At 70.5% G+C, this 26,105-nt stretch carries 24 protein-coding genes; 15 read left to right on the forward strand and 9 right to left on the reverse strand.

Annotated features, from left to right (window positions below):
* Positions 1 to 150: 150 nt before the first annotated feature.
* From QL987_RS05730 to QL987_RS05750, 5 genes are all read right to left on the reverse strand, one after another.
* A complete protein-coding gene (locus QL987_RS05730; RefSeq protein WP_290156711.1) occupies positions 151 to 1,860 on the reverse strand; it encodes a HAMP domain-containing sensor histidine kinase in 1,710 nt (569 codons plus the stop codon).
* Positions 1,861 to 1,928: 68 nt separating this feature from the next.
* On the reverse strand, positions 1,929 to 2,624 hold the full coding sequence (locus tag QL987_RS05735) for a response regulator transcription factor (RefSeq protein ID WP_110824090.1): 696 nt from the start codon (positions 2,622 to 2,624) through the stop codon (positions 1,929 to 1,931).
* Between the two features lie 87 nt (positions 2,625 to 2,711).
* Positions 2,712 to 4,409, reverse strand: coding sequence for a DNA repair helicase XPB (locus tag QL987_RS05740; RefSeq protein ID WP_111073784.1), 1,698 nt, complete (start codon positions 4,407 to 4,409; stop codon positions 2,712 to 2,714).
* A 58-nt stretch (positions 4,410 to 4,467) separates the two neighbouring features.
* Entirely contained in the window at positions 4,468 to 6,243 is a 1,776-nt protein-coding gene (locus tag QL987_RS05745) for a helicase-associated domain-containing protein (protein ID WP_290156712.1), read from the reverse strand.
* A gap of 28 nt (positions 6,244 to 6,271) precedes the next feature.
* Positions 6,272 to 6,574 (reverse strand): multidrug ABC transporter ATPase, encoded by a 303-nt coding sequence (locus tag QL987_RS05750; protein WP_166780236.1) that lies wholly within the window; start codon positions 6,572 to 6,574, stop codon positions 6,272 to 6,274.
* Between the two features lie 53 nt (positions 6,575 to 6,627).
* Here QL987_RS05750 and QL987_RS05755 point away from each other — a divergent pair, with 53 nt between their 5' ends.
* Together QL987_RS05755 and QL987_RS05760 are read left to right on the forward strand one after the other, a co-directional pair.
* Positions 6,628 to 7,005 (forward strand): cold shock domain-containing protein, encoded by a 378-nt coding sequence (locus QL987_RS05755; RefSeq protein ID WP_111073781.1) that lies wholly within the window; start codon positions 6,628 to 6,630, stop codon positions 7,003 to 7,005.
* A gap of 1 nt (position 7,006) precedes the next feature.
* Positions 7,007 to 7,573: a DUF3027 domain-containing protein gene (locus tag QL987_RS05760; RefSeq protein WP_290156713.1), complete on the forward strand. Its 567-nt coding sequence runs from the start codon at positions 7,007 to 7,009 to the stop codon at positions 7,571 to 7,573.
* Between the two features lie 105 nt (positions 7,574 to 7,678).
* Here QL987_RS05760 and serC read toward each other — a convergent pair whose 3' ends face one another.
* The gene (gene serC / locus QL987_RS05765; RefSeq protein WP_290156714.1) at positions 7,679 to 8,797 is read right to left on the reverse strand and encodes a phosphoserine transaminase; all 1,119 of its coding nucleotides are present in this window, start codon (positions 8,795 to 8,797) and stop codon (positions 7,679 to 7,681) included.
* Positions 8,798 to 8,991: 194 nt separating this feature from the next.
* Between serC and QL987_RS05770 the strand changes: the two genes are divergently transcribed.
* From QL987_RS05770 to QL987_RS05790, 5 genes are all read left to right on the forward strand, one after another.
* The gene (locus QL987_RS05770) at positions 8,992 to 9,687 is read left to right on the forward strand and encodes a metal-dependent transcriptional regulator (protein ID WP_111073778.1); all 696 of its coding nucleotides are present in this window, start codon (positions 8,992 to 8,994) and stop codon (positions 9,685 to 9,687) included.
* Positions 9,688 to 9,980: 293 nt separating this feature from the next.
* A complete protein-coding gene (locus QL987_RS05775) occupies positions 9,981 to 11,957 on the forward strand; it encodes an alpha/beta hydrolase (RefSeq protein ID WP_290156715.1) in 1,977 nt (658 codons plus the stop codon).
* Between the two features lie 140 nt (positions 11,958 to 12,097).
* The gene (locus tag QL987_RS05780) at positions 12,098 to 12,496 is read left to right on the forward strand and encodes a hypothetical protein (RefSeq protein ID WP_290156716.1); all 399 of its coding nucleotides are present in this window, start codon (positions 12,098 to 12,100) and stop codon (positions 12,494 to 12,496) included.
* 430 nt (positions 12,497 to 12,926) lie between these two features.
* Positions 12,927 to 13,964 carry a C40 family peptidase gene (locus QL987_RS05785; protein WP_290156717.1) on the forward strand — a complete coding sequence of 346 codons (1,038 nt, stop codon included), beginning with the start codon at positions 12,927 to 12,929 and terminating at the stop codon, positions 13,962 to 13,964.
* 423 nt (positions 13,965 to 14,387) lie between these two features.
* Positions 14,388 to 14,882 carry an HNH endonuclease gene (locus QL987_RS05790; RefSeq protein WP_111073774.1) on the forward strand — a complete coding sequence of 165 codons (495 nt, stop codon included), beginning with the start codon at positions 14,388 to 14,390 and terminating at the stop codon, positions 14,880 to 14,882.
* A gap of 100 nt (positions 14,883 to 14,982) precedes the next feature.
* On the opposite strand, the gene QL987_RS05795 is transcribed toward QL987_RS05790, so the two are convergent.
* Both QL987_RS05795 and QL987_RS05800 read right to left on the reverse strand, forming a co-directional pair.
* Entirely contained in the window at positions 14,983 to 16,458 is a 1,476-nt protein-coding gene (locus QL987_RS05795) for a PepSY-associated TM helix domain-containing protein (protein ID WP_290156718.1), read from the reverse strand.
* 12 nt (positions 16,459 to 16,470) lie between these two features.
* Positions 16,471 to 17,091, reverse strand: coding sequence for a DUF5134 domain-containing protein (locus QL987_RS05800; protein WP_290156719.1), 621 nt, complete (start codon positions 17,089 to 17,091; stop codon positions 16,471 to 16,473).
* Positions 17,092 to 17,232: 141 nt separating this feature from the next.
* On the opposite strand from QL987_RS05800, the gene QL987_RS05805 reads away from it, so the two are divergent.
* The 3 genes from QL987_RS05805 to QL987_RS05815 are packed head-to-tail and all read left to right on the forward strand — an operon-like array spanning position 17,233 to position 21,732.
* On the forward strand, positions 17,233 to 17,442 hold the full coding sequence (locus QL987_RS05805; RefSeq protein ID WP_290156720.1) for a heavy-metal-associated domain-containing protein: 210 nt from the start codon (positions 17,233 to 17,235) through the stop codon (positions 17,440 to 17,442).
* Positions 17,435 to 19,492: a cytochrome c oxidase assembly protein gene (locus QL987_RS05810; RefSeq protein ID WP_290156721.1), complete on the forward strand. Its 2,058-nt coding sequence runs from the start codon at positions 17,435 to 17,437 to the stop codon at positions 19,490 to 19,492. Before QL987_RS05805 ends, QL987_RS05810 begins: the two co-directional genes overlap by 8 nt.
* Complete coding sequence (locus QL987_RS05815; RefSeq protein WP_290156722.1) at positions 19,489 to 21,732, forward strand: heavy metal translocating P-type ATPase; 2,244 nt, start codon at positions 19,489 to 19,491, stop codon at positions 21,730 to 21,732. Before QL987_RS05810 ends, QL987_RS05815 begins: the two co-directional genes overlap by 4 nt.
* Before the next feature lie 81 nt (positions 21,733 to 21,813).
* On the opposite strand, the gene QL987_RS05820 is transcribed toward QL987_RS05815, so the two are convergent.
* The gene (locus tag QL987_RS05820; protein WP_290156723.1) at positions 21,814 to 22,548 is read right to left on the reverse strand and encodes a CPBP family intramembrane glutamic endopeptidase; all 735 of its coding nucleotides are present in this window, start codon (positions 22,546 to 22,548) and stop codon (positions 21,814 to 21,816) included.
* Positions 22,549 to 23,030: 482 nt separating this feature from the next.
* On the opposite strand from QL987_RS05820, the gene QL987_RS05825 reads away from it, so the two are divergent.
* The 5 genes from QL987_RS05825 to QL987_RS05845 all read left to right on the forward strand — a co-directional run bounded on the left by QL987_RS05825 (position 23,031) and on the right by QL987_RS05845 (position 26,011).
* Complete coding sequence (locus QL987_RS05825; protein ID WP_290156724.1) at positions 23,031 to 23,669, forward strand: hypothetical protein; 639 nt, start codon at positions 23,031 to 23,033, stop codon at positions 23,667 to 23,669.
* Between the two features lie 143 nt (positions 23,670 to 23,812).
* The gene (locus QL987_RS05830; RefSeq protein ID WP_290156725.1) at positions 23,813 to 24,265 is read left to right on the forward strand and encodes an SdpA family antimicrobial peptide system protein; all 453 of its coding nucleotides are present in this window, start codon (positions 23,813 to 23,815) and stop codon (positions 24,263 to 24,265) included.
* Positions 24,262 to 25,206 carry a sporulation-delaying protein SdpB family protein gene (locus QL987_RS05835; protein ID WP_290156726.1) on the forward strand — a complete coding sequence of 315 codons (945 nt, stop codon included), beginning with the start codon at positions 24,262 to 24,264 and terminating at the stop codon, positions 25,204 to 25,206. The genes QL987_RS05830 and QL987_RS05835 overlap by 4 nt, the downstream gene beginning before the upstream one ends.
* Positions 25,203 to 25,532: an SdpI family protein gene (locus QL987_RS05840; RefSeq protein ID WP_290156727.1), complete on the forward strand. Its 330-nt coding sequence runs from the start codon at positions 25,203 to 25,205 to the stop codon at positions 25,530 to 25,532. The genes QL987_RS05835 and QL987_RS05840 overlap by 4 nt, the downstream gene beginning before the upstream one ends.
* 17 nt (positions 25,533 to 25,549) lie before the next feature.
* Positions 25,550 to 26,011, forward strand: a complete 462-nt coding sequence (locus QL987_RS05845; protein WP_290156728.1) for a DUF1648 domain-containing protein — start codon at positions 25,550 to 25,552, stop codon at positions 26,009 to 26,011.
* The last annotated feature ends 94 nt before the right edge of the window (positions 26,012 to 26,105 follow it).

Genomic DNA, 26,105 nt, shown 5'->3' on the forward strand with positions numbered 1-26,105 from the left:
AGGGCCAGGGCCAAGGCCGAGATGCGACCGGCGGGGTCGCTCGACATGCCGTCTAACCGGCGCCGAGGTTGCACGAAGTGCCGCCTGGAACGGGCTGCCGCGGCAGTTCGTGCGACCTCGGCGCGGGCGGAGGCGGAGGTGCGCCGTCCGTCAGGACAGGGCGGGGGGGGCGGGTGCGCCCTCGCGCGGCAGCAGCGGCAGCCACACGCGGAAGGTGGCACCGCCGCCCGGGGTGTCGAACACCTCGACCGACCCGTGGTGCGCGTGCACGATGCCCGACACGATCGCGAGTCCGAGGCCCGAGCCGCCGGTGTCCCGCGCGCGCGAGGTGTCGGCGCGCCAGAAGCGCTGGAAGATCTTCTCGCGCAACTGCGGCGGGATGCCCTCACCGTGGTCGATGACGTCGATGTGGGCCATCTCGCGCTCGTCGTCCACGCCGATGCCGATCTCGATCGGGTCGTCGTGCTCGGTGAACCGCATGGCGTTGCCCATCAGGTTCGTGACGATCTGGCGGACCTTGTTCTCCTCTGCCAGGACGATCGGCGGCCGCTTGGGCAGCACGATCGTCGGCAGGGGAGTGGTCTCGTCGTTCGGGTTCTTGGTGTCGAGGCTCATCGCCCGGGTACGCCGAGCCCGGAGGCGCGCGATCGTCTGGCGTGAGAACGCGATCGGCCCGGTGGTGTTGAGCGGCGGCGAGGCGGGGACGGACGGGCTGCCGGAGACCTCGACGGCGGCACCGAAGGAGCTCATCGGCCGGACCGCCTGCGGGACGTTCTCGCCGGTGAGCGAGTCCTCGACCAGGACCTGGATCTCACGGTCCGGGTTGGAGGCCATCGTGTCGAGCGCGGAGTCGCGGGCGATGGTGACGAGGTCGACCGGGCCGAGCTCGAGCGGCTTCGACTCGTCGATGCGGGCGAGCTGCAGCAGGTCCTGCACCAGGAGGCCCATGCGCTTGGCCTCTTTCTCGATGCGGTCCATCGCCTGCGCGACGTCCTCTTCCTTGCGGAGCGCACCCATCCGGTAGAGCTCGGCGTACCCACGGAGGGACACCAGCGGCGTCCGGAGCTCGTGCGAGGCGTCCCCGACGAAGCGGCGCATCTGGTCGATCGTGCGCTCGCGGTCCTCGAACGCGTCGTCGATCCGCTCGAGCATGGCGTTGAGGGAGCGGTTCAGCCGGCCGACCTCGGTGTTCGGGGTGTCCGCGTCGAGGCGCTGGTTGAAGTCCCCGGCAGCGAAGCGGGCAGCCGTGTCCTCGACGTTCCGCAGCGGGTCGAACGTGGCGGTGACCAGGAGGCGCGTGAGCATCGCCCCGAGCAGGATCACCGAGATGCCGAACAGCAGGAAGATGACGGTGAACTGCGCGATGGTCTGGTCGGTGCCGGCGCTGGAGACCGCGACGAGCACGTAGCCGGTCTCGGTGGCCCCGGTGGAGAGGTTCTGCAGGTTCGCGGGGATGACCTGGGCACGCCACTCGTGGTTGTGCTGCTCGTCGTACAGGCTGAAGGGCGCCGCGGTGGAGGCCGCCGACGAGAAGCGCACGCGGGAGACGTCCGGCTGCGACGGCGACTCCGTGTCGCAGATCTGCTTGCCACGACCGTCGTACGCGGCGACGTAGGAGCTCTTCTCGAGCACCATCGACAGCTTGCAGTACTGCTCACCGTCGCTGACGTTCTGGCCTTCGAGCTGCGAGCTGGTGGTCGTCACCTGCGTGTCGAGTTGCCGCATCAGGTACGTACTCAGCACCGTCATCGTGCCGAGCCCGGCGACGAGCAGGCCGAGCGCGACCAGGAGGACGGTGATCCCGGTGATCTTGGTGCGGAGGGAGATCGCGTCCCACCAGTGACTCATTCGCGCGTGCATGCTTCCCCAACAGTAAGCGGCGGCCGCCGGGGAGAACCCGACGGCCGCCGACAGTCAGCTGTGACTGCTCAGGAGGCCTTGGTCGCCTTGAGCATGTAGCCGAAGCCACGCTTGGTCTGGATGATCGGCTCGGCCGAGTACTGGTCGAGTTTCCGACGGAGGTACGAGATGTAGGACTCCACGATGCCGGCGTCGCCGTTGAAGTCGTACTCCCACACGTGGTCGAGGATCTGCGCCTTCGAGAGCACGCGGTTCGGGTTGAGCATGAGGTAGCGGAGCAGCTTGAACTCGGTGGGGGAGAGCTCGATCTGCGCATCGCCGATGGTGACCTCGTGCGTGTCCTGGTCCATCGTGAGTTCGCCGGCGCGGATGATCGCGTCTTCTTCGTCGTTCATCGTCCGGCGCAGGATCGCCTTGATGCGGGCGACGATCTCGTCGAGGGAGAACGGCTTCGTCACGTAGTCGTCGCCGCCGACCGTGAGGCCGGTGATCTTGTCCTCGGTGTCGTCCTTCGCCGTGAGGAAGAGGATCGGCGAGGTGTAGCCCGACGAACGGAGGCGCTTGGTCACGCCGAACCCGTTCATGTCGGGGAGCATGACGTCGAGGATGATGAGGTCCGGCTCCTCTTCGAGCACGGCGGAGATCGCCTGTGCCCCGTTCCCGACCGCCCGCACGGCGAAACCGGCGAAGCGAAGCGAGGTCGTGAGGAGATCGCGGATGTTCGGCTCGTCGTCGACGATGAGGATCTTGGGTCCGTCGGTCATGTGACCATCATCTGGCTGTTCCCTGGCCACTTCCTGGGAGCCGTTCGTGTGTCGGCTAGGGACCGCCGCAACCGGCGGCACCCGTCCCTACGCGACGGGAGCGGCCAACTGGTCGGCGTCGAGGATCGTGTACGAGTACCCCTGCTCCGCCAGGAACCGTTGCCGGTTCTGCGCGAAGTCCTGGTCGACCGTGTCGCGGGTGACGAGCGTGTAGAACGACGCCGGGACCCCGTCCTTGTTCGGCCGGAGCAGACGCCCGAGTCGCTGGGCCTCTTCTTGTCGGGACCCGAACGAGCCGGACACCTGGATCGCCACGGTCGCGTCGGGCAGGTCGACCGAGAAGTTCGCGACCTTCGAGACGACGAGCACGTCGATGCTGCCTTCGCGGAACGCCTGGTACAGCCGTTCGCGCTCGTCGACGGGAGTCGCGCCCGTGATCTCGGCGGCGTCGAGGGAAGCTGCGAGCTCGTCGAGCTGGTCGATGTACTGGCCGATCACCAGGATCTGCTCGCCGCGGTGCTTCTCGATGAGGTCGCGGACCACGGGGGTCTTCGCCGGGGACGTCGCTGCCAGCCGGTAGCGCTCGTCGTCACTGGACGCCGCGTACTCCAGGCGGTCCTCGTGGGACAGGTCGATGCGGACCTCGTAGCACTCGGCGGGGGAGATGTAGCCCTGCGCCTCGATCTCCTTCCACGGAGCGTCGTAGCGCTTCGGCCCGATCAGGGAGAACACGTCGCCTTCCCGGCCGTCCTCACGAACCAGGGTGGCGGTGAGGCCGAGGCGTCGACGGGCCTGGAGGTCCGCCGTCAGCTTGAAGACCGGTGCCGGCAGCAGGTGCACCTCGTCGTAGACCACGAGCCCCCAGTCGAGGGCGTCGAGGAGCGAGAGGTGCGTGTACACGCCCTTCCGACGGGCCGTGAGGATCTGGTACGTCGCGATCGTGACGGGTCGGATCTCCTTGACGCTGCCGGAGTACTCGCCGATCTCGGCCTCGGTCAGGGTGGTGCGGCGGAGGAGCTCCGTCCGCCACTGCCGTGCCGAGACGGTGTTCGTGACGAGGATGAGCGTGGTCGCCTTGACGGTCGCCATCGCCCCGGCACCGACGAGGGTCTTGCCGGCGCCACAGGGCAGCACGACGACGCCGGAGCCCTGCTGGAAGAAGCTGTCGACGGCCTCGTGCTGGTACGGCCGGAGGTCCCAGTCCGCGGTGTCGAGGTCGATCTGGTGCGGCTGCCCCGGCGTGTACCCGGCGAGGTCCTCGGCCGGCCAGCCGATCTTCACGAGCTCCTGCTTCACCTGTCCGCGGGCCCACGCCTGCAGCTCGACGGCGTTCTCGGAGCGACGTTCGCCGAGCAGCGGCTGGATGCGCTTGGACCGGACGACCTCGGCGAGGACCGCCGGGTCCGACGCGGTGAGCACGAGGGCGGGCTGCTGCTCGAGCTCCTCGCCCGGGGAGTTCGCGATGACGGGGGCGTCCTCGCGCTCTTCACGCCGGATGACGAGCCGGCCGTACCGCGAGACGGTGTCCTCGATGTCCACCGTCACGCTCTGCGGCACCGGGAACTTCGCGAACCGTTCGAGCGTGTCGATCATCGACGCCGCGTCGTGCCCGGCAGCACGCGCGTTCCACAACCCGAGCCGCGTGATGCGGTACGTGTGCACGTGCTCCGGGGCGCGTTCGAGCTCGGCGAACACCGCCAACGCGTGCCGGGCGTCCTCAGCCTGAGGGTGCGCGACCTCGAGGAGCACGGTGCGGTCACTCTGCACGATCAGCGGTCCGTTCATGACGGATCAGCCTAGGCGGCGCAGCCGGTGCGTTACCCGGTTGTCCACAGCGCGACCGTCAGGCGTCGCTCTCGATGCCGACGACGAGGGACAGCGGCAGCGTCCGTTCGACGTCGACCGCGGTGTCCTTGCCGCGGACGCGCCCGGCGGCGACCGAGGTCGGCACGATCGAGAACGGCCGCTCCGATCCGTCCGGCATCCGCACGGTGACACGGATCGGCGTGCGACCGCGCACCGCCATGTCGATCTGCCGCGCCAGCCACTCCTGCTCCGGTTCCGCGTCGCCGCGTTCCGTCGTCAGACGCAGACGCTCGACCAGCGCCCGTGCCGCCTGCTCCGGGGACCGGCTCGGTGCGCGTCGTCGGACGGGAGGCCCGGATCGCGTCTCCGGGCGCGCCCCCGCCGCGAGCACGGCCGGGTACCGCTGGTCCTCGAGCGCACTCGCCACGACGTGCGGCGGGTACTTCGTCACGAGGGTGGTCAGGTCGGGTCGCTCCCACGCCAACTGTCGGAGTTCGGCGTCGACCCCGATGAGGTCGAGCTGCTCCGGGGTGCCGTGCAGCACCGAGCCGAGGTCCCCCTCGCCACGGTCCACCACGACACTGCCGTCACGGGTCGCGACCTGGTCGATCAGGTAGGTCAGCGGCTGTGGGACCTCGGTCGCGCCGATCCGGGTGAACAGCGCCACCACGTCGTCGCGGGTGCGGCCGTCACGGAGCGCACGGCGGATCGAGTCCTCGGACACCCGGTAGCGCGCCGCGAGTCCGGGAGCCTCGAGGTCGGCGACGGCTCGGAGGTCGTCGTCGTCGGCGGGTGCGAGCGGACCCGGTGCGATGACGGTGAGGTCCGGTTGCAGGTACACCCCGTCGACGGTGCCGGGCAGGTCGGCCGCGGCGGCAGCACGAGCGGCGTCCGGGTCGTCCCCGAGCAGGGCCCGACCGGTCGTGGTCAGACGCCCGTCGACCGCGAGCCCCAAGACCCGGGCCGTGCCCGAGGCGTCGAGCAGTGCGGCGTCGAGCCAGCGCGAGCCGGCCGGGTACGCCCAGCGGCCGAGCGACACCAGGTCGCCGAGGTCGTCGTCGGCGAGGCCGAGGACCTCGGCCACCGCGGGGTCGAGCGCCGCCCGCCAGTCGTGCACGACCGTGGCCCAGCGTTCCGGCCACGAGGACCGCAGCCAGGTGTGCCCGGCGTCCGAGACCTTCCACGAGCCGTCTTCCGGATGTGCGGCCCCGATCCGGTCGAGCAGCGCCAGACGGTCCGGCACCGCGGCCGCGTCGGCACCTGCACGCTCGCCGAGCTGTCGGGCGAGGGGCGCACCGATGCCGCCCTTCGCGAGTTCCCGCACGGCACCGGCGTCGGCGGCGCGGAGGAGCTCGGCCAGCACCGTGAGCGTCTCGAAGGCGTGCTCGGCACCGGCAGCGCGGGAGCGGTCGTCGTCGGCGACCGACTGGCGGTCGGAGGTGTCGGGGCGGGCCGGTGCCGTGCCTCCCGGAGCGTCCGTGACGAGTTCCGGGCGTGCGGCGAGTCGTGCCGCGACCGCGTCGTCCACCGCACCGGAGTCGTCGGCGAGGCCGAGCGCGACGGCTGGGGCGAGGTCGTCCGGTGAGCCACCGTCGCGGAGTGCGACCAGCGCGCGGCGGGGCAGCCGCTCGATCGCGGCGTCCACCGCGTCGTCGGTGCGGAGTGCCTCGGCAAGGTCGAAGAAGTCCGCGATGTGCTGCGGACCGGACTCGCCGAGAGCGGCGGTCGGGAGTGCGCGGGCCAGAACGAGCCGTTCCAGCGCGTCGTCCGGGAGCTCGCGCAGTCGTGCGGCGAGGTCCGTCGTGGTCGTCATCGTCCTTCGCCGGCGTCCGGGGCGGACGTCAGCGCGCCTCTGCGCGGTGCTGCCGGGCCTTGCGCGTCCAGGTGATGACCAGGAGCGTCAGCATGAGCACGAAGGCGATCGGCGGACCGAAGTAGACCACCCCGAGTGCGACCGGCCAGATGCCGTCGCCCGGGATCTGCTTCATCGTCAACCACCCGATGATCATGACGACGAAGCACGCCAGGATGAGGCAGACGATCCCCCCGACCATGAACGCGAGCGTGCGTTCGGTACGATTGAACGTCGCCGGGGGTTCCGCAGCAGTGCGGGGGTCCCCGGTGGATCGGGTCGGCTTGGCCATCGACCCAGGATATCCGACGCACCGCGGCCGTCCATGTAACGAGGAGTCCCAGCATGCCCAGCGGCAAGGTCAAGTTCTACGACGACCAGAAGGGCTTCGGCTTCATCTCCGGAGACGACGGCGACCAGGTCTTCCTGCACGCCTCCTCCCTGCCCGACGGTGTGACCACGGTGAAGGCCGGCACCAAGCTCGAGTACGGGGTCGTGCAGGGCAAGAAGGGGACCCAGGCGCTGACCGTCCGGATCCTCGAGGCCCCGCAGTCCCTCGCCAAGATGACCCGGCGCTCCGCCGACGACATGGCCGTGATCGTCGAGGACCTCGTGAAGGAACTCGACCGGATCAGCGGTGACCTGAAGCGCGGTCGCTACCCGAAGAACGGTGAGCGGATCGCCACCATCCTGCGACACGTCGCCGACCAGTTGGACGCCTGAGATGACCACCGACCTCACCGAGCTCGCCCGCGGCGCACTGCTCGAGATCACCCCGGAAGCCACCGTCGGCAGCCCCGTCGGCACCGTGGACGAGGGCGACGGCGTCGTCTCTGTCCTCTTCGCCAACCGCATGCCCGGCTACCCGGGGTGGCGCTGGACCGTCAGCATCGCCCACGTCGAGGGTGACGAGCCCACCGTGCTCGAGGTCGAGCTGATGCCCGGCGACGGGTCGCTGCTCGCCCCGGAGTGGGTGCCGTGGTCCGAGCGGCTGGCGGACTACCGCGCGGCGCAGGACGACGAGGGTGACGAGGAGTCGGACGAGGACGACGAGGACGACGACTTCGACGCGGACGACGACGATGACGAGTCGGACGACGATGACGAGTCGGACGACGAAGACGACGACGAGTCGGACGACGATGACGATGACGACGAGGACGACGTCCCGCCGCCTCCCGCCCGTGGCCGCCGCCGCACCCGCCGTGTCCGCCCGGTCGACCCGGACGACGACCTGGACCTCGAGCAGCTCGACAGCACCGAGGTCGACCCCGGCTTCCACCGTTCCTGACCCCGCAACACGCGCTGTTTCCCTGAAACGCAACGGGGGCGGCATCTCGCAGCGGTACTCCGTTGCGTGATGCCGCCCCCGTTGCGTTTCGCGGGAGGGTGCGGTCTAGCTCGCCAGGGCGGCGACCACGTGGTCGATCGCCCGCGTCAGCAGTCGAACGTCGTCCGGGTCGATCGCGGTGAACGTCGCGACGCGGAGCTGGTTGCGGCCGAGCTTCCGGTACGGCTCGGTGTCGACGATGCCGTTCTGGCGGAGCGTGGCGGCCACGGCCTTCGCGTCGACGGAGTCGTCGAGGTCGATCGTGACGACGACCTGCGACCGGTGCGCCGGGTCGGTGACGAACGGCGTCGCGTAGTCGGACGCCTCGGCCCAGTCGTACAGCGTCGCGGACGACGTCTTCGTGCGGAGGTCCGCCCACGCCAACCCGCCGGACTGGTTCATCCACCGCACCTGGTCGTCGAGGAGCAGCAGGGTCGTGATCGCCGGGGTGTTCAGCGTCTGGTTCAGCCGGCTGTTGTCGACGGCGTTCTTGAGCGACAGGAACTCCGGGATGTACCGGTCGGACGCGGCGATCCGCTCGACCCGCTCGATCGCGGCGGGGGAGAACAGTGCGAGCCAGAGCCCGCCGTCCGAGGCGAAGTTCTTCTGCGGCGCGAAGTAGTACACGTCGGTCTGGTCGACGTCGAACGCGGCACCACCGGCAGCGCTCGTGGCGTCGACGACGGTGAGCGCGCCTGGGTCCCCGGCGGCGCGGACGACCGGGGCCATGACGCCCGTCGAGGTCTCGTTGTGCGGGTAGGCGTAGACGTCGACGCCCGCGACGATCTCGAGCTCGGCGCGGGATCCGCCAGGGGCCTCGACGACGTGCGGTGCCTCGAGCCAGGGTGCGCCGGCGGCCTTGGCGAACTTCGACCCGAACTCACCGAAGGACAGGTTCTCGGCCCGGCGTTCGATGAGGCCGAAGGCCGCGGCGTCCCAGAAGGCGGTCGAGCCGCCGTTGCCGAGGACGACCTCGTAGCCGTCCGGCACCTGGAACAGGTCGGCGAGGCCCTGGCGGACCGATCCGACCAGGTCCTTGACGGGCTTCTGGCGGTGCGAGGTCCCGAGGACCGTGGCGCCGCGGGTGACGAGGGTCTCGAGCTGCGCTCCGCGGATCTTCGACGGACCACATCCGAAGCGGCCGTCGGTGGGGAGGAGGTCGGCTGGGATGACGATGTCTGCCATGGGCCGATCCTAGCGACGGCGCGGGTCCGCCCGACCTGGACCGACCGGACGGGACGGCGGACCGGCGGCTGTGTGGCGGGGCCGTGCCGGGCCTCCCGTCCGCCGTCCGCGCACAGCGCACGGTGTCGGTGCCGGCTGGTCGGTCCCAGCAAGTAGTGTGGGTCGGGCTGGGCCCGGACCATGAGAGGCGGACCGTGACCGATCTCGTCGACACCACGGAGATGTACCTCCGCACCATCCTCGACCTCGAAGAAGAGGGGATCGTGCCCCTGCGCGCCCGGATCTCGGAGCGCCTCGGCCACTCCGGTCCGACGGTGTCGCAGACGATCGCACGGATGGAGCGCGACGGCCTCGTCGTCGTCTCCGGGGACCGGCACCTGGAGCTCACCGACACCGGTCGTTCCCGCGCCACCCACGTGATGCGCAAGCACCGGCTGGCGGAGCGCCTGCTCGCCGACGTCATCGGCCTGGACTGGGCGTTCGTCCACGACGAGGCCTGCCGCTGGGAGCACGTGATGAGCGAGCAGGTGGAAGTGCGCCTGCTGGAGATGCTCGGCAATCCGACGGAGTCGCCCTACGGCAACCCGATCCCGGGGCTGGCGGAGATCGGTGGCCCCACGGCTGCCGGGTTCCTCGACGGCGTGCACAACATCGTGGCCGCGACCGACGACACCGACGCCGTGGCGACCGGGGTCATCCGCCGCCTGGGTGAGCCCGTGCAGTTCGAGCCGGAGCTGCTGCACCAGCTGCGGTCGGCCGGCGTGATGCCGGGCCGGACGGCCAGTGTGCAGCGAGCCGGGGCGTACGTGTCGGTCCGCGTCGAGGGCGAGGACTCGGGCATCGAGCTGCCGACCGAGGTCGCGCAGCACGTCTACATCAGCGTCGACTGACGTCTCCTCGCCCGCCGCACCGAGGGGCAGGAACGGTCTCCCCTGTCCGGGCGTGCCCCGTCCGTTCCCTGGACGCCCGTCGGACGCGGGTCATCGTCGGCGAGGACGCGCCGACGACGGGACCCGACGGCCGGCGGGTGAAGGGCGTGGTGGCCGCGCTCGAGATCAGCGGCCGGGACGACGTGCTCTGAGCGCGCCGTGCTCCGGCGATCAGAGCGGCGGTCCTGCTCACAGGCACACGGGTGAGGTAACCTGCGCCAGGGGGAACTGCAACGCCGACCGGGGGAGGGACAGTGGCGGACATCGAGTTCGACGCAGGCGACGCGAAGGCGATGGCCCGGACTGCGCGGGCGGCCGCCGAGACGCTGCGCGGGCAGAGCGGATCGCGGTCGTCGGCAGCGGAGTCCGCGCTCGCGGACTTCGCCGGGTCCTACGCCGACCGGTTCCAGGACGCCGTCGTGATCGAGTCCGAGGACCGGTCGAAGCTCGTCGGCGTGCTCACCGACCTCGCCACCGCGGTCGACGCCGCCGTCGCCGCTGCCGAACGTGAGCGCGAGCGCATCCGCGAGCACGCGGCGTGGACGGCGCGGGAGAGCGAGCGTCGAACGGCAGCGGTACAGTCCGGTGTCGGGGTCCTCGCCGACGCCGTCGTGGACACCTGGGACGCCGTCGTCGACCGGGAGCCGTCGAACGAGCCCGGCACCCGACCCGTCGTCGACGCGGAGTTCCGAGCGCGGGAGCGCGCGCGGTACGCCGGGGGCGGCAGCGGGGGGAAGAGCTCGGCTGATCCCGCCGCGCTGCGCGGGTTCGTCTCCACCACGTCCGGCCTGGACATCGCGGCGCACACCGAAGCGGTGAGCGTCCGCTCGGCGTGGAACACCTTCACGTCCTCCTGCGGATGGGTCGACTTCGACCGGAAGAGCGTCGCCCAGGGCTTCGAACGGTACGTCGACGAGAACGGCGAGGACCGCTCCTGGATGACGAAGACCGCGGGCGCGTTCGAGGACGCCGGAGGTGGTTCGCTGTCGGACGTCCTGCTCGACATCGCGACGATGGGCCAGCGCGCTCCCGCGGTACAGGCGCTCTTCGCCTCGGGTCTCACCCCCGCGGAGGTCGCTGCGAAGTGGGCGGAACTCGGGCTGACGAAGGCCGACCGAACGGCGCTCGAAGGGCTGCCGACGTCGGTGCTCGCACAGCTCGGCAACCTCGAGGGCGTCCCCTACTGGGCGCGGAGCACCGCGAACACGGTCGTGCTCAACCAGCGGATGGGCGACATCGAGCTCGAGCTCGACCGCCTGGAGGCGTCCCTCCCGTTCTCCCGCGACGCGTCGAACGCGGTGCTGGCACGGATGGCCGTGCTGGAGAAGGACCTGAAGTCGCTGCGGAACGTCAACGCGGCTCTGGCGAAGCCGAAGGACGCCGAGGGAGCGCGGTCGCTCATCTCTCTGACCGACGACCACCCGCCGCTCGCGTCGGTCTCCATCGGCGACCTCGACACCGCCGACGACGTGACCTGGGCCGTCCCGGGCATGGACACGACCACGGCCGACATGAGCAGCTGGACCCGGGCTGCGCAGAACATCTACGACGAGCAAGGACGGAGTGGGAACCCGCCGGACCGAGCGGTGCTCGCCTGGATCGGCTACGAGGCGCCTGACGCCACCACCGTCCTCGGGATGGGCAAGGCCGAGGCCGGTGCGCCTCGGCTGGCCGCGTCGATCGACGGCCTCGGCGCCGTGCGAGCCGGACGGATGCCCGAGACCAACGTCGTCGCGCACTCGTACGGCACGACCGTCTCGGCACAGGCGCTCTCGACGACGGATGCGCACGTCGACCGGTTCGTGGCGCTGGGGTCCGCCGGCCTGCCGAACGCGGTCGACTCGGCCGGCAAGGTGCACGCCGAGCACGTCTACGTCGGCCAGGCACGGAACGTCCTCCCCGACGAGGCCGGACAGGGCGACCACCTCGCAGCGCTGGGACGCACGGCACCCGGGCACCACGTGGACCCGTCCCGAGAGGCCTTCGGTGCGACGGTCTTCGGGACGGACTCGAACCCCGCCGACGCGGCGGACCGGAAGCCGGTCCTCAACCACGACCCGCTCACCGGTGACCGGTCCGGCTACCTGGACGCCGACACCGAGTCCGTGTACAACGTGGGGCGGGTCACGACGGGGCACGAGGACGATGCGACCGCGTACCACCCGAAACCACCGACGAAGCGAGACCAGGACCTGATCGACGGGAAGCCCTGGTGGATGGCGGGACGATGACGACGACGACCACCACACGATGGACCACGGCGAGGCGCGCCGTCGCGGGCGTCCTCGTCATGACGGCCACCACCACCGTGCTCGCAGGCTGTGTCCTGCGGGGACCCGACACCGCAGCACCAGGACGAACGGAGCCGACCGTGGACGCCGACACCGCGAAGCAGCAGATGATCGAAGCCGTCGACGACGCCACCGGACGACTCGGTGGGGAGTGGAAGGCGCGCACCGGCCCGGACTACCCGGAAGACTGCGAACTCGAGGACGGCACGCCAGGAGCGCAGTGGCGCTACCTGACCGGGAGCACGCTCGAGGGGTCGCCCGACGAGGACGCCACCCGGATGGAGGAGCACTGGAAGTCCCGGGGGATGCAGGTCGTCCGCCGAGAGTCGAGCGACGGTCCGGCGGTCATCGGCAGCGGTGGCGGGAAGATCGCGTCGATCAGCGCGTACGCATACCCCGGGAACTACACCGTGCAGGCGGTCTCGCTGTGCTTCCCCGGCAACGCCGACGACATCGCCGAGGACCTCTCCGGCGAGTGACGTGTCGCCCGCCGGCACAGCCCGGGCCGAGGTGCCGGGCGTCACAGCACGAGGGTCTGTTGGTGGACCGGGATCGCCGCGGTGAGCTCGCGCCTGGGTCCTCGTGGTGGCGAACCATACGGGGTACGAGCCGGGGGTACAAGACCGGTTCTTGGCCGATCTGCATGGCCCGGCCCGCCTGAGAGAATCGGTAAGACCCTCTGACCAGGGTTTCTTCACCGAATCGTTACCGGATCACGGTTTCATCTCGACATGGCGACAGTGCACCCGTACACTCGACGAGTCCCCGGGAGCAGCGATCGCGGGGGCCCGTGGCAGGACGTCTCATGACCCGTCTCCTGCCTGAGTCGGAAACGATGACGAACGGATGGGGTCGTACGCGCCGGGTCACCCTCCCGGCGGGTGCTGACGAGGCGCCGGAGACTCCCCCTTGACCCACACCGGAACCGCCGCGGACGACTCGACGACCGCGAACCCGACGAACACCGGTGACGCCGCAGCTCCCCTCACCCGCAGGGCAGCACGCGAAGCAGCGGAGCGCGCCTCCCGCCGCCCGCTCGCCCGTACGGCGTCCACCCCGGCCCGCACCTCCTCCGCACCGGTCGCCCGCACGCAGGCCCCGCGCTCGGCGTCCACCCCGGTCCGTGCCGGCAGCGCCCTCGGCGTGGCCCGCACCGCGACCCCCGCTGCGAAGCCGACCGCTGCCTCGCGCAAGCGCCGCTTCATGGCCCCCGTGGTCCTTGCGGTCGCCGCCGGCATGTTCGGCACGATGGCCGTCCCCGCCGCCTTCGCGAGCACGCAGCCGAGCACCACCGCCGAGACGGCCCAGCAGTCGCTCGTTGCCGCCCAGTCGCAGGAGTTCGACGTGTCGGCAGCAGCCGGCGTCGCCGACACCTCGCGCGACGGCTTCGATGCGACCTCGACCGCGACGCTCACCGCCCGCGCCGACGCCGAGCGTGCGAAGCAGGTCGAGGCCGCCCGCGCCGCCGCTGCCGCCCAGTACGCCTACAAGGGCAAGACGGCGAAGGACTACCTCGCCAGCTCGACGACGAACACCGCGAACACCGCGAACACGACGTCGTCTGCTGCGTCGGCCGCCACCCCGGTCCCCGCCGGCACGCCGTTCTCGCTGCCGGCCGTCGTCGCCACCGCGAAGCAGTACATCGGCACCCCGTACGTCTTCGGCGGCGCCACCCCGGCCGGCTTCGACTGCTCCGGGTACGTCATGTACGTCTACGCGCAGTACGGCATCAACCTGGCGCACTCGGTCCCGCTGCAGGACCAGGCCGGCACGACGATCCCGACGTCCGAGGCCCAGCCCGGCGACGTCGTCATCTTCAACAACGAGGCGCACGACGGCTTCTACATGGGCAACGGCATGATCATGGACGCCCCGAAGCCCGGCGGCGCGGTCTCGATCCGCCCGATCTGGACGAGCGACTACCACATCGTCCGCTTCGGGATCTGACGACCAGACCCCACCCTCCGATGACCTCGTCCGACGCGCTGCCGTCGAGCATGTGAACACCGTCAGAACCGGCCCCGCACCTCTCGTGCGGGGCCGGTTTCTGGGTTAGCCTGCACGCATCGGTTCGACTCGACCCGAACGGGAGACCACATGTCGACGTCACGCACGACCCGCACCATGGGTCGGCGCGCGCATGTCGACATACGGACGACCACAGCCTGCGTGCCCCGGCACGCGCGCGACTGACCAGAGCACTGCCCTGACGGGTGGTGCTCTTCGTGTTTGCGGACCTGCCCGCCCCTGGCGGAGCGGTCCGGCCGGCCCCTGCCCCGGGGTGCCGGTGGCTCTGATCACCCGCTCGACGCCGACCGGCCCGGTGCCCGTACCGCCTGGAAGCCGTCCAGGCACGTCGGAAGGGAACCCATGCGCACTCTCGTCCTCAACGCCGGTTACGAGCCCCTCGCGGTGATCTCGTTCCGTCGAGCCCTGGTCCTCGTCATGAACCAGAAGGCCTCTGTCGTGGCCGCCGACACCATGCACCCGGTCACGGGCGCGGCCGTCAGCTTCGACCGTCCGTCCGTGATCATCCTCACCCGGTACGTGCGGATCCCGCAGTCCCGGCTCATCCCGGTGTCCCGCCGCGGGGTCCTCCGCCGCGACGCCAACCGCTGCGCCTACTGCGGCCGGAACGCCACCACGATCGACCACGTGCAGCCCAAGTCGCGCGGTGGCCGGGACTCGTGGGAGAACCTCGTCGCGTGCTGCCTGGCGTGCAACAACGTCAAGGGGGACCGCACTCCGCGGGAGATGGGCTGGGCACTGCGCTTCCCGCCGAAGGCCCCGCACGGGTCGGCGTGGGTGGTGCGCGGGATCGAGCGTCCGCAGCCGGACTGGGACGAGTACCTGGTCGCCGCGTAGGCGGCGTCGCTGCCGCGAGGCGGACGGGAGGCCCGTGGTGCGGTGACCACGGGCCTCCCGTCCGACGTCGGCTCGCTGATACCTCGCGCTGCGGAGTGCGTCATCGTCTCGGGGGAGTCGGCGTGGCTCGAGGCGGGCGCGAGCGGCTCGTGAGGAGGACGTCTGCGACGACGAAGGCGAGCAGGGTGACGCCGAGGGCGGGCAGGAACGCGCCGATGACGATCGCGCCGACCGCCACGAGACCGGAGCCCCACCACGGTGCCCTCGCGAGGGCGCCGGCGGCGGGGGCCCGCCCGACGCGCCCACCGGTCGGGCGGCGCTGCCACCACATGACGTAGCCGAAGACGACCATCACGGCGATGCCGAGCGCGGTGACGAACAGCAGGATCTGGTTCGGCAGTCCCCACATCGTCCCCATGTGCGTGTCGATGCCCCACCGGGCGAGCTTCGCGGGCAGCGAGTAGGTGTCGAAGTCCGTCTCGGACACCACGCTCATGTCCCGCGGATCGATCGCGACGGAGTTCACCGCGGTCGGGTAGGACCGCTTGATCTCCGCGACCGTCCACGCCTGGTCCGCCGACGTCGGTGGGGTGATCTGCACCTCCGAGGAGTGGATGTTCGCGTGCTCGGCCGCTGCGAGGACGTCGTCGAACTCCGCCGGCGTCACCGATGCGGACCCGGCACCGGCCGCGGCGGCTGGAGCGTGGTGGGCGGCGTGCGCACCGCGGGCGGGCGCGGCGCCGGCGTCGGGGAGTGCGGTGTCCAACGTCGGGGTGCCCCAGCTGAGCGCGGCGCGGAGCTGGTCGACGTTGGCGCCGCCGTACTGCGACCAGGTGATCCCGGTCGCGGACAGGAACAGCGCACCGAGGAGCAGCCACACGCCGGTCGAGGCGTGCCAGGAGGAGGTGCGCCGGTAGCCGCGCACTCTGCGCGCCGGGCGGACCATGTCACGCTTCGCTCGGGTCTTCCGGATCCGGGCCACCCACAGTCCGAGCCCGGCCAGGGAGACGACGCCGAGCCAGGACGCTGCGGTCTCGCTGTAGAGCCGGCCGACGTCACCGAGGAACAGGGACCGGTGGAGCGTGTCCACCCAGGTGCGGAACGGCAGTGCTCCGGAGGTGCCGTAGACGAGCAGGTCACCACGGACCTCGGCGGTGCCGGGGTCGATGAAGACCGCACGGTTCTGGGACTCCATCAGCCCCGCTTCCGCGTACATCACCCGCGTCGTGGCGCCGTGCTCGGGTGCCGGGCGGACCGCGGCGAGGGTGTCGTCGGGGTGGTGTCGGTCGATGTAGGCCTGGGCCGCGTCGATCTGTTCCGCCAGTGGCTTCGCCGCTGCGGCCGACGGTGCGGTGAGCTCGTGCCGGTACAGACCGTGCTCGATCGTCGGACCCAGTGCGTACACGGCGCCGGACAGTGCGGCGATGAGGATGAACGGGCCGACGAAGAGGCCGGCGGAGAAGTGCAGGCGGAGCAGGAGCTGCCCGAACCAGCCGCGCTGTCCGTCCCGCGACGACCGCGGTGTCGAGGGGGCAGCCGGGGGCGCGGTGGTGGGGCGGTCGTCGGTGGCGGTCATGGCTTCCGGTCCTCAGCTCGTGGGGATGAACGAGAGCGCCATGCCGGCACTCATCAGCAGCAGGAGCACGCCGTCCAGGCGCGCGAGTGGGTGTTGCCGGACCCGCGCGGACGCGGTCACGCGCACCAGCAGCCAGATGGTCGCGGCCGCGAACACGACGACGAGGACCCAGCGGATCGGCGTCCATCCCGCCCACGCGGCGTGCATGCCGCCTCCGCCGCCGGTCATGTCCATGTCCGGCATCGACATCGCCGCACCGCCGGCCATCGGCAGCATCATGACGCCCATCACGATCATCGCCGCCATCATCACCACGTGGTAGGCCACCACCAGTCGGCCGGAACCACCCGGCCCGTGGTGCGCGTGCCCGCCGTACCGGCCGTGTCCGAGCGTCAGGACGAGGTAGAACAGCGTCGCGGCCGCGAACACGACGACCTGCAGGACCGGTGGTGCGAGGGTCGTGCCCCATGACCAGGGCATCGCGAGCATCGCGACGCTCATCAGCACGTGGAAGACGTCGCTGAGCCACGAGACCCCGGTGCTCCCGGAACGGACGGTGAAGCCGAGGTACCCGACCGCCGTCACGGCGAACACCACCGTCAGCAGGACGGACAGCGGCAGGCTGTGTGACACGGGGACGGACCTCTCGTCGCGGGAGTGAGCGGCGCCACTCTACAAGTTGTAGAGACAATTTTTCTACCTCATGTAGAGTCGCGGCACGATCAACGGGCGGTGGTCCACTGCTGGCGTTCTACGTCTTGTAGAATGCGTCCCATGGAGCGCTTCGAGTACCACGTCGTCGGGATGACCTGCGAGCACTGCGAACGTCGCGTCGCCGGCGAACTCGGAGCCATCGACGGCGTCGTGTCCGTCACCGCGGATGCCGCGACGGGTCTCGTGGTCGTCAGCGCACCGAGCCGGCCCGACCCTGCGGCGGTCGCCGGAGCGGTCGACGAGGCCGGCTACGAGCTCGCCGGTGCCTGACGCCCGGGCGCCGCTGGACCCGGACGCGTCGTCGGGCCCGCCGTTCCGCGGAGCGGCGGTGGTCCGAGCGCTGCCCTGGGTGGGAGCCGGTGTCGCCGTGGTCGTCGTCGCGGTGGCGGTCGAGCTGCTCGGGTCGTCGTCGTACGACCGGCTCAGCCGCGGGTACCCCGGCACGGTGACCGCGATGGCGAGCGCGCTGCTCCGCCTCGTCGCGGACGTCGCCGGCGGCCTGACCGTCGGGGGCCTCGTCACGGCAGCGTTCCTCACTCCCCGACGGTCCCGGACCGCCGTCGACAACCACCGCGACCTCGCCGTCGTCCGGCTGGCGGCCACCGTGTGGGTGGCCGCTGCCGTGCTGCTGATCGCCGTGGACGCCGCTGATGCGAACGGGCAGCCGATCGCGAAGCTGCTCGAGCCGGGAGCGATCGGGTACCTGGTGCAGGCCAGCTACCTGCCGGGCGCGTGGATCGTGGTGGCGTGCATCGCGGTCACGATCCTCGCCGCCGCCTTCGTGGTCCGCAGCTGGGTCAGCGTCCTGCTCCTGGCCGGCATCGGCGCCGTCGGGCTGCTCGCACCCGTGATGGTCACCCAGGTCCTCGTCGGCCCGAACCACGACTTCGGGGGCGACGCCGCCGTGTTCGCCGCTCCCGCGTTCGGCATCTGGATCGGCGCGACCGCCAGCCTCACCCGTCGCTGGCGGAGCGGGAGACCCGGCCGGACCACGCTCCGTCGGTACCGCGTCCTCGCGCTCACAGCCTGGGGCGTGTGGCTGACCGGGTCCGTCGTCATCGCCGCCGTCGAACTCGCTGGCACCGCGCCGTGGGCCGTGCCGACGGGGATCCTGTTCGCCGTCCAACTCGGTGTCGTCTCGGCAGTCGCCGGCCCGGTCCTGCTCAGCACGCGGCGGTTCGCGACCCCCGGCGCTCCGGCTGTGCTGTCGGCGGTGCTGATCGTGGCGGCGGGGATCGGTGTGGTCATGACGCGGATCCCGCCGCCGGTGTACTTCGTGCCCACCGACGCGCAGCAGCTCTTCCTCGGCTACCGGGTCGACACGCCCCTCACCCCCGTCACGCTCTGGACCGCGGGCCGGGTCGACATCCTCTTCCTCGTCGTCTCCCTGGTCGGTGTCGGTGCGTACGCCGCTGCCGTCGTCCGGCTCCGGAGGCGGGGCGACCACTGGTCGAACGGCCGGACCAGCGCATGGATGCTCGGTTGGGTCACCGTCGTCATCACCACGTCGTCCGGGGTCGGCCCGTACTCGTCCGCGTCCTTCGCCGTGCACATGGGGCTGCACATGAGCCTGAACATGCTCGGACCGCTGCTGCTCGTCCTCGGCGGCCCCGTCACCCTGTTCCTCCGAGCGACGACGGCGCACCGTCGCGACGACTTCGCCGGCCCCCACGAGTGGCTCGTGGCGGTGACGCACTCGAGACTGCTGCGCGTGACGTACAACCCGGTGTACGTCCTCGCCGTGTTCGTGGGGTCGTACTACGTGATCTACCTCACGCCGTTCTTCGGCTGGGCGATGCGGTACCACTGGGCGCACCAGGCGATGACCCTGCACTACCTCGCCATCGGGTACGTCTTCTACGCGCTCATCATCGGCGTCGATGCGCCGCCGCGTCCGCTGCCGCACATCGGCAAACTCGGGCTGGTGCTCGCCGCGATGCCGTTCCACGCGTTCTTCGGCGTGGTCGTGATGACCAGCACCGACCTCCTCGCCGGGACGTACTTCCAGTACCTCGACGTCCCCTGGATCGGCAGCCTCGCCCACGACCAGTACGTCGCCGGCGGCATCGCCTGGGCTGCCGGCGAGCTGCCGCTCATCGTGGTCGTCATCGCCCTCGTCACCCAGTGGGCGAAGCAGGACGCCCGGCAGGCGAAGCGCACCGACCGGCACGCCGACCGGGGCCTCGACGACGACCACGAGCAGTACAACGCCATGCTCGGCCGACTCACCACCCGCGACGACGCGGGCCCGTCCACCGATCGCGAGCCCGCTGACGGCCGGCCGACGCTGATCGTCACCGATCACCGGGAGCAACCGTGACCACGACCACATCGCCCCTCGTCGGAGAGCGCCTCGAGCTCGACATCGGCGGGATGACCTGCTCCGCCTGCGCCAACGCCATCGAGCGCAAGCTGGGCAAGCTCGACGGGGTCACCGCCTCCGTCAACTTCGCCACCGAACGCGCCACCGTCAGCGGGCTCGGACCCGCCGACGCCCCGGTCGCGATCGCCCAGGTCGAGCGCGCCGGCTACACCGCCGCCGTGCACATGCCCGGCGACGACGCGTGGAGCGCTCGAGCCGCGGAGACCCGGACGACGACGCTCCGCCGACGCCTGACCGTCGCGGCGCTGCTGACGATCCCGCTGTGCGACGTCACGATCATCCTCGCCCTCGTGCCCGCCTGGCGGTTCCCGGGTTGGCAAGCGCTCTGCGTTCTCCTCGCGGTCCCGATCGTCACGTGGGCGGCATGGCCGTTCCACCGGGCGACGCTCCGCGGGCTGCGACACCGCAGCACGAGCATGGACACGCTCGTCTCGCTCGGGGCCGTCGTCTCGTTCGGGTGGGCGCTCTGGACCCTGTTCGTCGACCCGGCCACCACCCCGGGCTACTGGCTCGGCTTCGGCACGACCCCCGCGGGGGCCGACTCGATCTACCTCGACGTCGCGGCCGGCATGGTGACGTTCCAACTCGCCGGCCGCTACTTCGAGAGCCGCAGCCGCCGACGCGCCGCTGACGTCCTCGAAGCCATCGGCGACCTCGGCGTCACCGAAGCGCAGGTCCTCGTCGACGGCGAGGAGCGCACGACGCCACTCGGCGCCGTCCGCGTCGGCGACCACGTCGTCGTGCGCCCCGGCGGCCGGGTCCCCGTCGACGGTACCGTGACGGACGGTGCCGCCAGCGTCGACACGTCCGCCATGACCGGTGAGTCCGTCCCGGTCGAGACCGCCGCCGGTGACCGGATCGTCGGTGGCACCCTCGTCCAGGACGGCCGGCTCGTCGTCCGTGCCGACGCGGTCGGCACCCGGACCCGCCTGGCGCAGATGGCGGCGGTCGCCGACGACGCGCAACGCCGGAAGGCCGCGGTACAGCGGACCGTTGACCGCGTCACGAGCGTGTTCGTGCCCGTCGTCATCGGCATCGCCGTCCTCGTCGCCGCCGGTTGGCTGACCAGCGGCGCACCCGCTGCGACCGCCATCGCCAACGGCGTCGCCGTCCTCATCATCGCCTGTCCCTGCGCGCTCGGCCTCGCCACGCCCACAGCGCTCATGGTCGGCGTCGGCCGCGGCGGCCAGCTCGGTGTCCTCATCAAGGGCCCCGATGCCCTGGAAGCGAGCGGCCGTGTCGACACCGTCGTGTTCGACAAGACCGGCACCCTGACCACGGGTCGGATGACCCTCACCGCCATCGACACGTTCAGCACGGACGCCGACTCCGCGCTCACGACCGCCGGCGCCCTCGAAGCGGCGTCCGAACACCCGATCGGCAAGGCCGTCGCCGCCGCGGCCAGCGCACGGGTCGGCGCACCGGGGCCCGTCGAGGACTTCGTCGCGCACGCGGGCCTCGGCGCCTCCGGATCCGTCGGCGGCCGGCGCTGCGTCATCGGCCGGCGTGCGCTCCTGGAGGGCACCGGAGTGGTCGTCGGCGACCGCGTCACTGCCGTCGCTGCAGAACGGGAAGCGTCCGGCGCGACCGTGGTGCTGCTCGCCCTCGACGGCGAGGTCGCTGCGGTCCTCACCGTGCAGGACATGCTCCGGCCCGGCGCCGTCGAGGCCGTCACGCAACTGCGGGCGCTCGGGCTCCGCACCGTCCTGCTCTCCGGCGACTCGGAGGCCACCGCCGCGGCCGTCGGAGCGGAAGTCGGTGTCGACGAGGTGATCGCCCGTGTCCTGCCCGACGAGAAGGCCGGACACGTCGAACGGATGCAGGCGGACGGACACCACGTCGCGATGGTCGGCGACGGTGTCAACGACTCCGCGGCGCTCGCCACCGCGACCCTCGGCATCGCCGTCGTCCAGGGCACCGACATCGCCATGAAGGCCGCCGACGTCATCATCGTCCGCGAGGACCTCCGCGCAGTCGTCGACGCCGTGCAGCTCTCCCGCAGGACGCTCCGCACCATCCGGGTCAACCTGGTCTGGGCGTTCGGCTACAACATCGCGGCGATCCCACTCGCCGCGGCCGGCCTGCTCAACCCGCTCATCGCGGCGGCAGCGATGGCACTCTCCTCCACGCTGGTCGTCTCGAACAGTCTGCGGCTGCGCTCCTACGGGCGGTCGTGACGCGCGTGTCCCGGGGAACAAGATGACCACCTCGGTCTCTGGACGACCTTCCTGGCGCATTCCTGTCGACCGTCAGCAGGGTCAGCCGTCGACCTGATCGCGCTGCGCCCGAAGCGCGGAACCGGAGGTCCGGGATGACGGGCTCGGGATCGGCTCCAGGCGAGCGGGCGCGAACTGTCCCACGATGACGAGTGCCGTGATCACGATGGCGGCGGCGATCCAGGTACCCGCTCCGAGTGGCCCGGCGAGTACCGGGTCGACCCGATCACCTGCGGAAGAGAACAGCACCACCAGGTTGGCGCTGGCGTTGAGGGCACCGTGAGCGAAGACGGACGGCCACACCGAACCGCTGCGGAGGCGCAACCAACCGAAGAGGATCCCGATGGACACGGAACCGACGACCATGAGGAAGACCCCGAAGACGTTCGGCTGTCCGAAGTTGTACCCGAGCAGGATGAGCGGGCTGTGCCACAGACCCCAGATCGCCCCGCTCAAGACGAGCGAAGGCCACGTCCCGATCCGGGATCGCAGCCGTGGGAGGAGCCAGCCGCGCCACCCGACTTCCTCGCCGAACGTGAGGAGTCCGTTTAACAGGGCGCCGACCGGGATGCTCACCAACTGAACGATCGCGATCAGTTGCAGCGGCGCAGCGTCGGCGGCTCGGCCTGCAGCGGCGCGGAGGGTCTCGCGGAACCCTGACAAGTGCACCAGGTCGAGACGGACCCACCCGAAACCTGCTGCGATGAACACTCCGATCGCGATCAGCAACGGGGCGCCAGCGACGGCGATGATCGTCAGCCCCAGGACGCGTTTCACGGGGCGCAGCGGCCACATGCCCAACTCGCGAGCGGTTGCGCCAGGTCGCTGCCATTGCACCGATGCCACCACGAACACTGCAGCCGCAGGCGTGTACATGATCGCCGGCAGGAGAAGCGGAGCCACGGGTGACGCGAGACCGGCGCTGCTCGTCCAGAGCGGAAGCGCGACCAGCCAAGCACCTCCGGAACTCACGACGAGGAAGGTCGTCAGGAGGACCCAGAAGGGTGTCCGGTGACCTCGCGCGAGTGTCACGTGCTGCTCACCGGACATGTGTTCTCCTCCCGCCGGGGGTTCTCGAGCCTGTACCGACCCGCGCTGGCGTCCTGCTCACCGGCAGCCGTCCACCGCAGATCTGCGCACGAACCACAGTAGACAGGTGGTTCCGCTTCGGTACAAGGAGATGTACCGTGTTCGTGGGGTTGCAATGTCGCGACTGGGGACAGAACCATCGCTGCACCTCATGGATTCGAGGGGAAACCATGAAGATCTCACGCACCATGATCACGTTGTCGACTGCCGCGGCTCTCGTCGCTGCGACGACGATCTCGGCGGCACCAGCCACGGCGGCTGACACCGCACCGGCAGCCCGCACCGTGGCCTCCGCCACGACGGGCTCGCTCCACTACTCCGACCGCGACATCGTGGACTTCCTCGTGTTCGGCCGTGGAGCCATCGCGACGGAGCAGCCGGAGCTCCTGAAGCAGATGAACATCACCACGGTCGCAGAGGCCCCAGCCTCGGTGACGGATCGTCTGCTCTCCGATCTCGAGTCCGTCGACCCGGCATTCCACAGCCGCGTGACGGCGGAGGCTCAGGCCGGTGACCCGTACAAGGCGGAAGCGTCGATCAGGGCCTTCAGCAAGGACGTGGAAGCAGTCGCGGCAAGGTACCAGGTGTCGCAGAAGACCGTTCGTGCGGCGTCGACCGCGGCAACCGCCAACGGGCAGGTGTACGCCTTCTCGAACTACGTCGTCAGCGTCCAGGTCGCCCTCACGGCGTCTCTCGCTGTCAGCGTCATCGGCGTGGTGGCGGCGCTGGCGGTCTTCGCTTACCAGAAGCCAGGGGACTCCTCCGCGATCGCACGCGAGGGATACGCCAGCTCCTGGGCATCGCTGTAGTCGGCATGCTCCAACGCAACACGACGGGACGCCTCGCCTCGACCGAGACGGGGCGTCCCGCCCGCCGAACGTTCGGCATCGCCATGGCGGTCGTGTGCGGGTTCCTGGCGCTCACGGTTACGGCGTCCTGGTCCGCGAACGTCTTGGCCGGCGTCGAGAACGGCGGCCCACGGCAGGCGCTGCAAGTGCTCGTCCCGCAAGGCTGGGCCTTCTTCACGAAGAGCCCCGAGGGCGTGACGCTCGTTCCGTACGAGAAGTCCCCGACCGGCGTCTGGGAACGCGCCGATTCGCTCCCGCAGAGCAATGCCGCGAACGGCTTCGGCCTGAGTCGGAACCAACGCGCGCAGAGCACCGAACTGGCGATCATCGCCGCTGCAGTGCCCAGGTTCACCGCCTGCCAGGACTACCTCACCGCATGCCTCGACACGTCGGGCGGGAAGCTCGTCACGGTGACGAACGAGACCAACACGCACCACTTCTGCGGCTCGTTCCGCATCGTCCAGCAGGAGCCGGTGAAGTGGGCCTACCGAGGCTCGGTACCGGAGTCGGTGCGGGTCGCTCGGTACGCCGACGTGGAAGTCGAGTGCCCGAGATGAAGCCCGTCCAGGATCTGCGGGACGTCTTCAACACGCTCGCCCGCAATCTCGACCGATTCGACGGCCAGTCCGTCCGGCCCCAAGTGGGCCGCTCCATCATCGCGCTCGCACAGCTGATGACGCTTGCGATGACGAGCTGGCCGAACCTCACTGCCGATGTACTCGGCCGTTCGCCCGAGATGTACTGCGCCGGCCCGAGGGGCATCTCGTTGTTCTGTCTCGGTTCCAGCACCCCCAACGAGACCGGTCGCTGGATCGCGATCGCTGTGTGTGTCCTCGTCATCAGTGGCATCTCGCCCCGGTGGACGAGCATCCTGCACGCGTGGGTAGCCATCTCGATGGCCGTGTCGCTCTCGCTGCCCGACGGCGGCGAGGCGGTCGCGGTCTTCAGCTGCGCGCTCCTGATCGGTGTCCTCGTGCCGAACGGGCGAGTGGTCGCGTGGATCCCCGCGGGGCCGACACCTCGGCCAGTCCTGACCGCGATCGGGTACGCAGCCTCGATCGCGCTCTGCCTCCAACTCGCTGGCATCTACTTCGAGAGCGGACTCGCGAAGCTGGCGGTGCCGGACTGGTCCAACGGATCGGCGATGTACTACATCGTCCGTGACCCGATGTTCGGAGGTGTCGGCCTCATAGGTGCAGTCATCACCGCGGTCACCGCCCACCCGCTCGGTACTGCTCTCCTCACCTGGGGAACCATCGTCGGGGAGTGCTGTATCGCCGTGGCATTCCTGCTGCCGCATCGTTTCAAGCGGTACGGACTGATCGGTGTGATCATCCTGCATGCTGGCATCGCGGTCATCATGGGCCTGTGGTCGTTCGCGCTGGTGATGGTCGGGACAGCCGTCGTCGCCTCCTACGGCCTCGTGCCTCCGACTGGACAATCCGTTGCCGACCGCCTCGCCGGCGCCGACGTCGCACGTGAAAGGAGCACAGCATGATCATCTGGTCCGTGGTCTCAGTCCTCGTACTGGTGATGGTCCTCGTCTGCGCGAAGGGCTGGATCAAACCGAACCACGGGATCGGACTCCGCATCCCAGCGACACAGCGAGGTGAGACCGCCTGGCGTGTCGGGCATCGCGCCGCAGTCCCGGCTGCCCTGACGGGAACCGCGGTCATCGTGGTCGCGTTGATCGTCTCCCTCGCGGACACCAAGACCGGGACCGCGATGATGGTGGTGGCGGCCGTGGCTTTCGCCGGTGAACTCGTCTGGATGATATTCGCCGCGAACCGTGCAGCGTCTCGTGTGTCCGTCCACCATCCATGACGGCGCAGGATCGCACTGTGCGGCCATCGGCATCGCTCGGCCGTCCGGCGAGGTCGGTGAGCCCGGCCCTGGCCGTCGCCGCGGTGATGTCCTGGGTCCCTCCCGTGGTCCTCACGGTGGTTCGTCTTGCTTGGGCGGACGCGCCGGTGCGCGTGCCGATGCACTGGAGCGGCGCTGGCGTCGTCGACGGATGGGGTTCAACGGCTTTCGCCTTCTGGTCGATGCTGGTGCCCGGCGTGGCCGGTGCGCTCATCTGCTCCGTCCTGTCGATCACGCTCGCCAGTGACGCGACGACGTTGCAGACCGCCGCCACCATCGGCATCGTCTCGGCCTTCACCGGGAGCATCGCCGCCGTGTGGGTCACGATGGTACTCAGCGCGGCTGGTTCCACCGGAGCACTCCTGCCGGTGCTCGCTGCTGTCATCTGGGGTGCGCTGGTGTTCGTCGTCTGTCTCCTGCGCCGGCGCCCGACCGGCTGACGCGGCCACCCGTCCGACGGACGGCGCCGCGCGTGCAGGACGACGCAGCGCTTGCCCGACGACTCAGCGCGAGACGGTCGCCTCGACAGGACTC

This window comes from Curtobacterium sp. APC 4022, assembly GCF_030407555.1.
GTDB lineage: Bacteria > Actinomycetota > Actinomycetes > Actinomycetales > Microbacteriaceae > Curtobacterium.

Coding starts and splice junctions, on each gene's coding strand:
- QL987_RS05835 (WP_290156726.1), top strand. CDS start 24,262: ATGAAGCCCGTCCAGGATCTGCGGGACGTCTTCAACACGCTCGCCCGC.
- QL987_RS05730 (WP_290156711.1), bottom strand. CDS start 1,860: ATGCACGCGCGAATGAGTCACTGGTGGGACGCGATCTCCCTCCGCACC.
- QL987_RS05750 (WP_166780236.1), bottom strand. CDS start 6,574: ATGGCCAAGCCGACCCGATCCACCGGGGACCCCCGCACTGCTGCGGAA.
- QL987_RS05740 (WP_111073784.1), bottom strand. CDS start 4,409: ATGAACGGACCGCTGATCGTGCAGAGTGACCGCACCGTGCTCCTCGAG.
- QL987_RS05805 (WP_290156720.1), top strand. CDS start 17,233: ATGGAGCGCTTCGAGTACCACGTCGTCGGGATGACCTGCGAGCACTGC.
- QL987_RS05755 (WP_111073781.1), top strand. CDS start 6,628: ATGCCCAGCGGCAAGGTCAAGTTCTACGACGACCAGAAGGGCTTCGGC.
- QL987_RS05735 (WP_110824090.1), bottom strand. CDS start 2,624: ATGACCGACGGACCCAAGATCCTCATCGTCGACGACGAGCCGAACATC.
- QL987_RS05745 (WP_290156712.1), bottom strand. CDS start 6,243: ATGACGACCACGACGGACCTCGCCGCACGACTGCGCGAGCTCCCGGAC.
- QL987_RS05840 (WP_290156727.1), top strand. CDS start 25,203: ATGATCATCTGGTCCGTGGTCTCAGTCCTCGTACTGGTGATGGTCCTC.
- QL987_RS05825 (WP_290156724.1), top strand. CDS start 23,031: ATGAAGATCTCACGCACCATGATCACGTTGTCGACTGCCGCGGCTCTC.
- QL987_RS05760 (WP_290156713.1), top strand. CDS start 7,007: ATGACCACCGACCTCACCGAGCTCGCCCGCGGCGCACTGCTCGAGATC.
- QL987_RS05795 (WP_290156718.1), bottom strand. CDS start 16,458: ATGACCGCCACCGACGACCGCCCCACCACCGCGCCCCCGGCTGCCCCC.
- serC (WP_290156714.1), bottom strand. CDS start 8,797: ATGGCAGACATCGTCATCCCAGCCGACCTCCTCCCCACCGACGGCCGC.
- QL987_RS05790 (WP_111073774.1), top strand. CDS start 14,388: ATGCGCACTCTCGTCCTCAACGCCGGTTACGAGCCCCTCGCGGTGATC.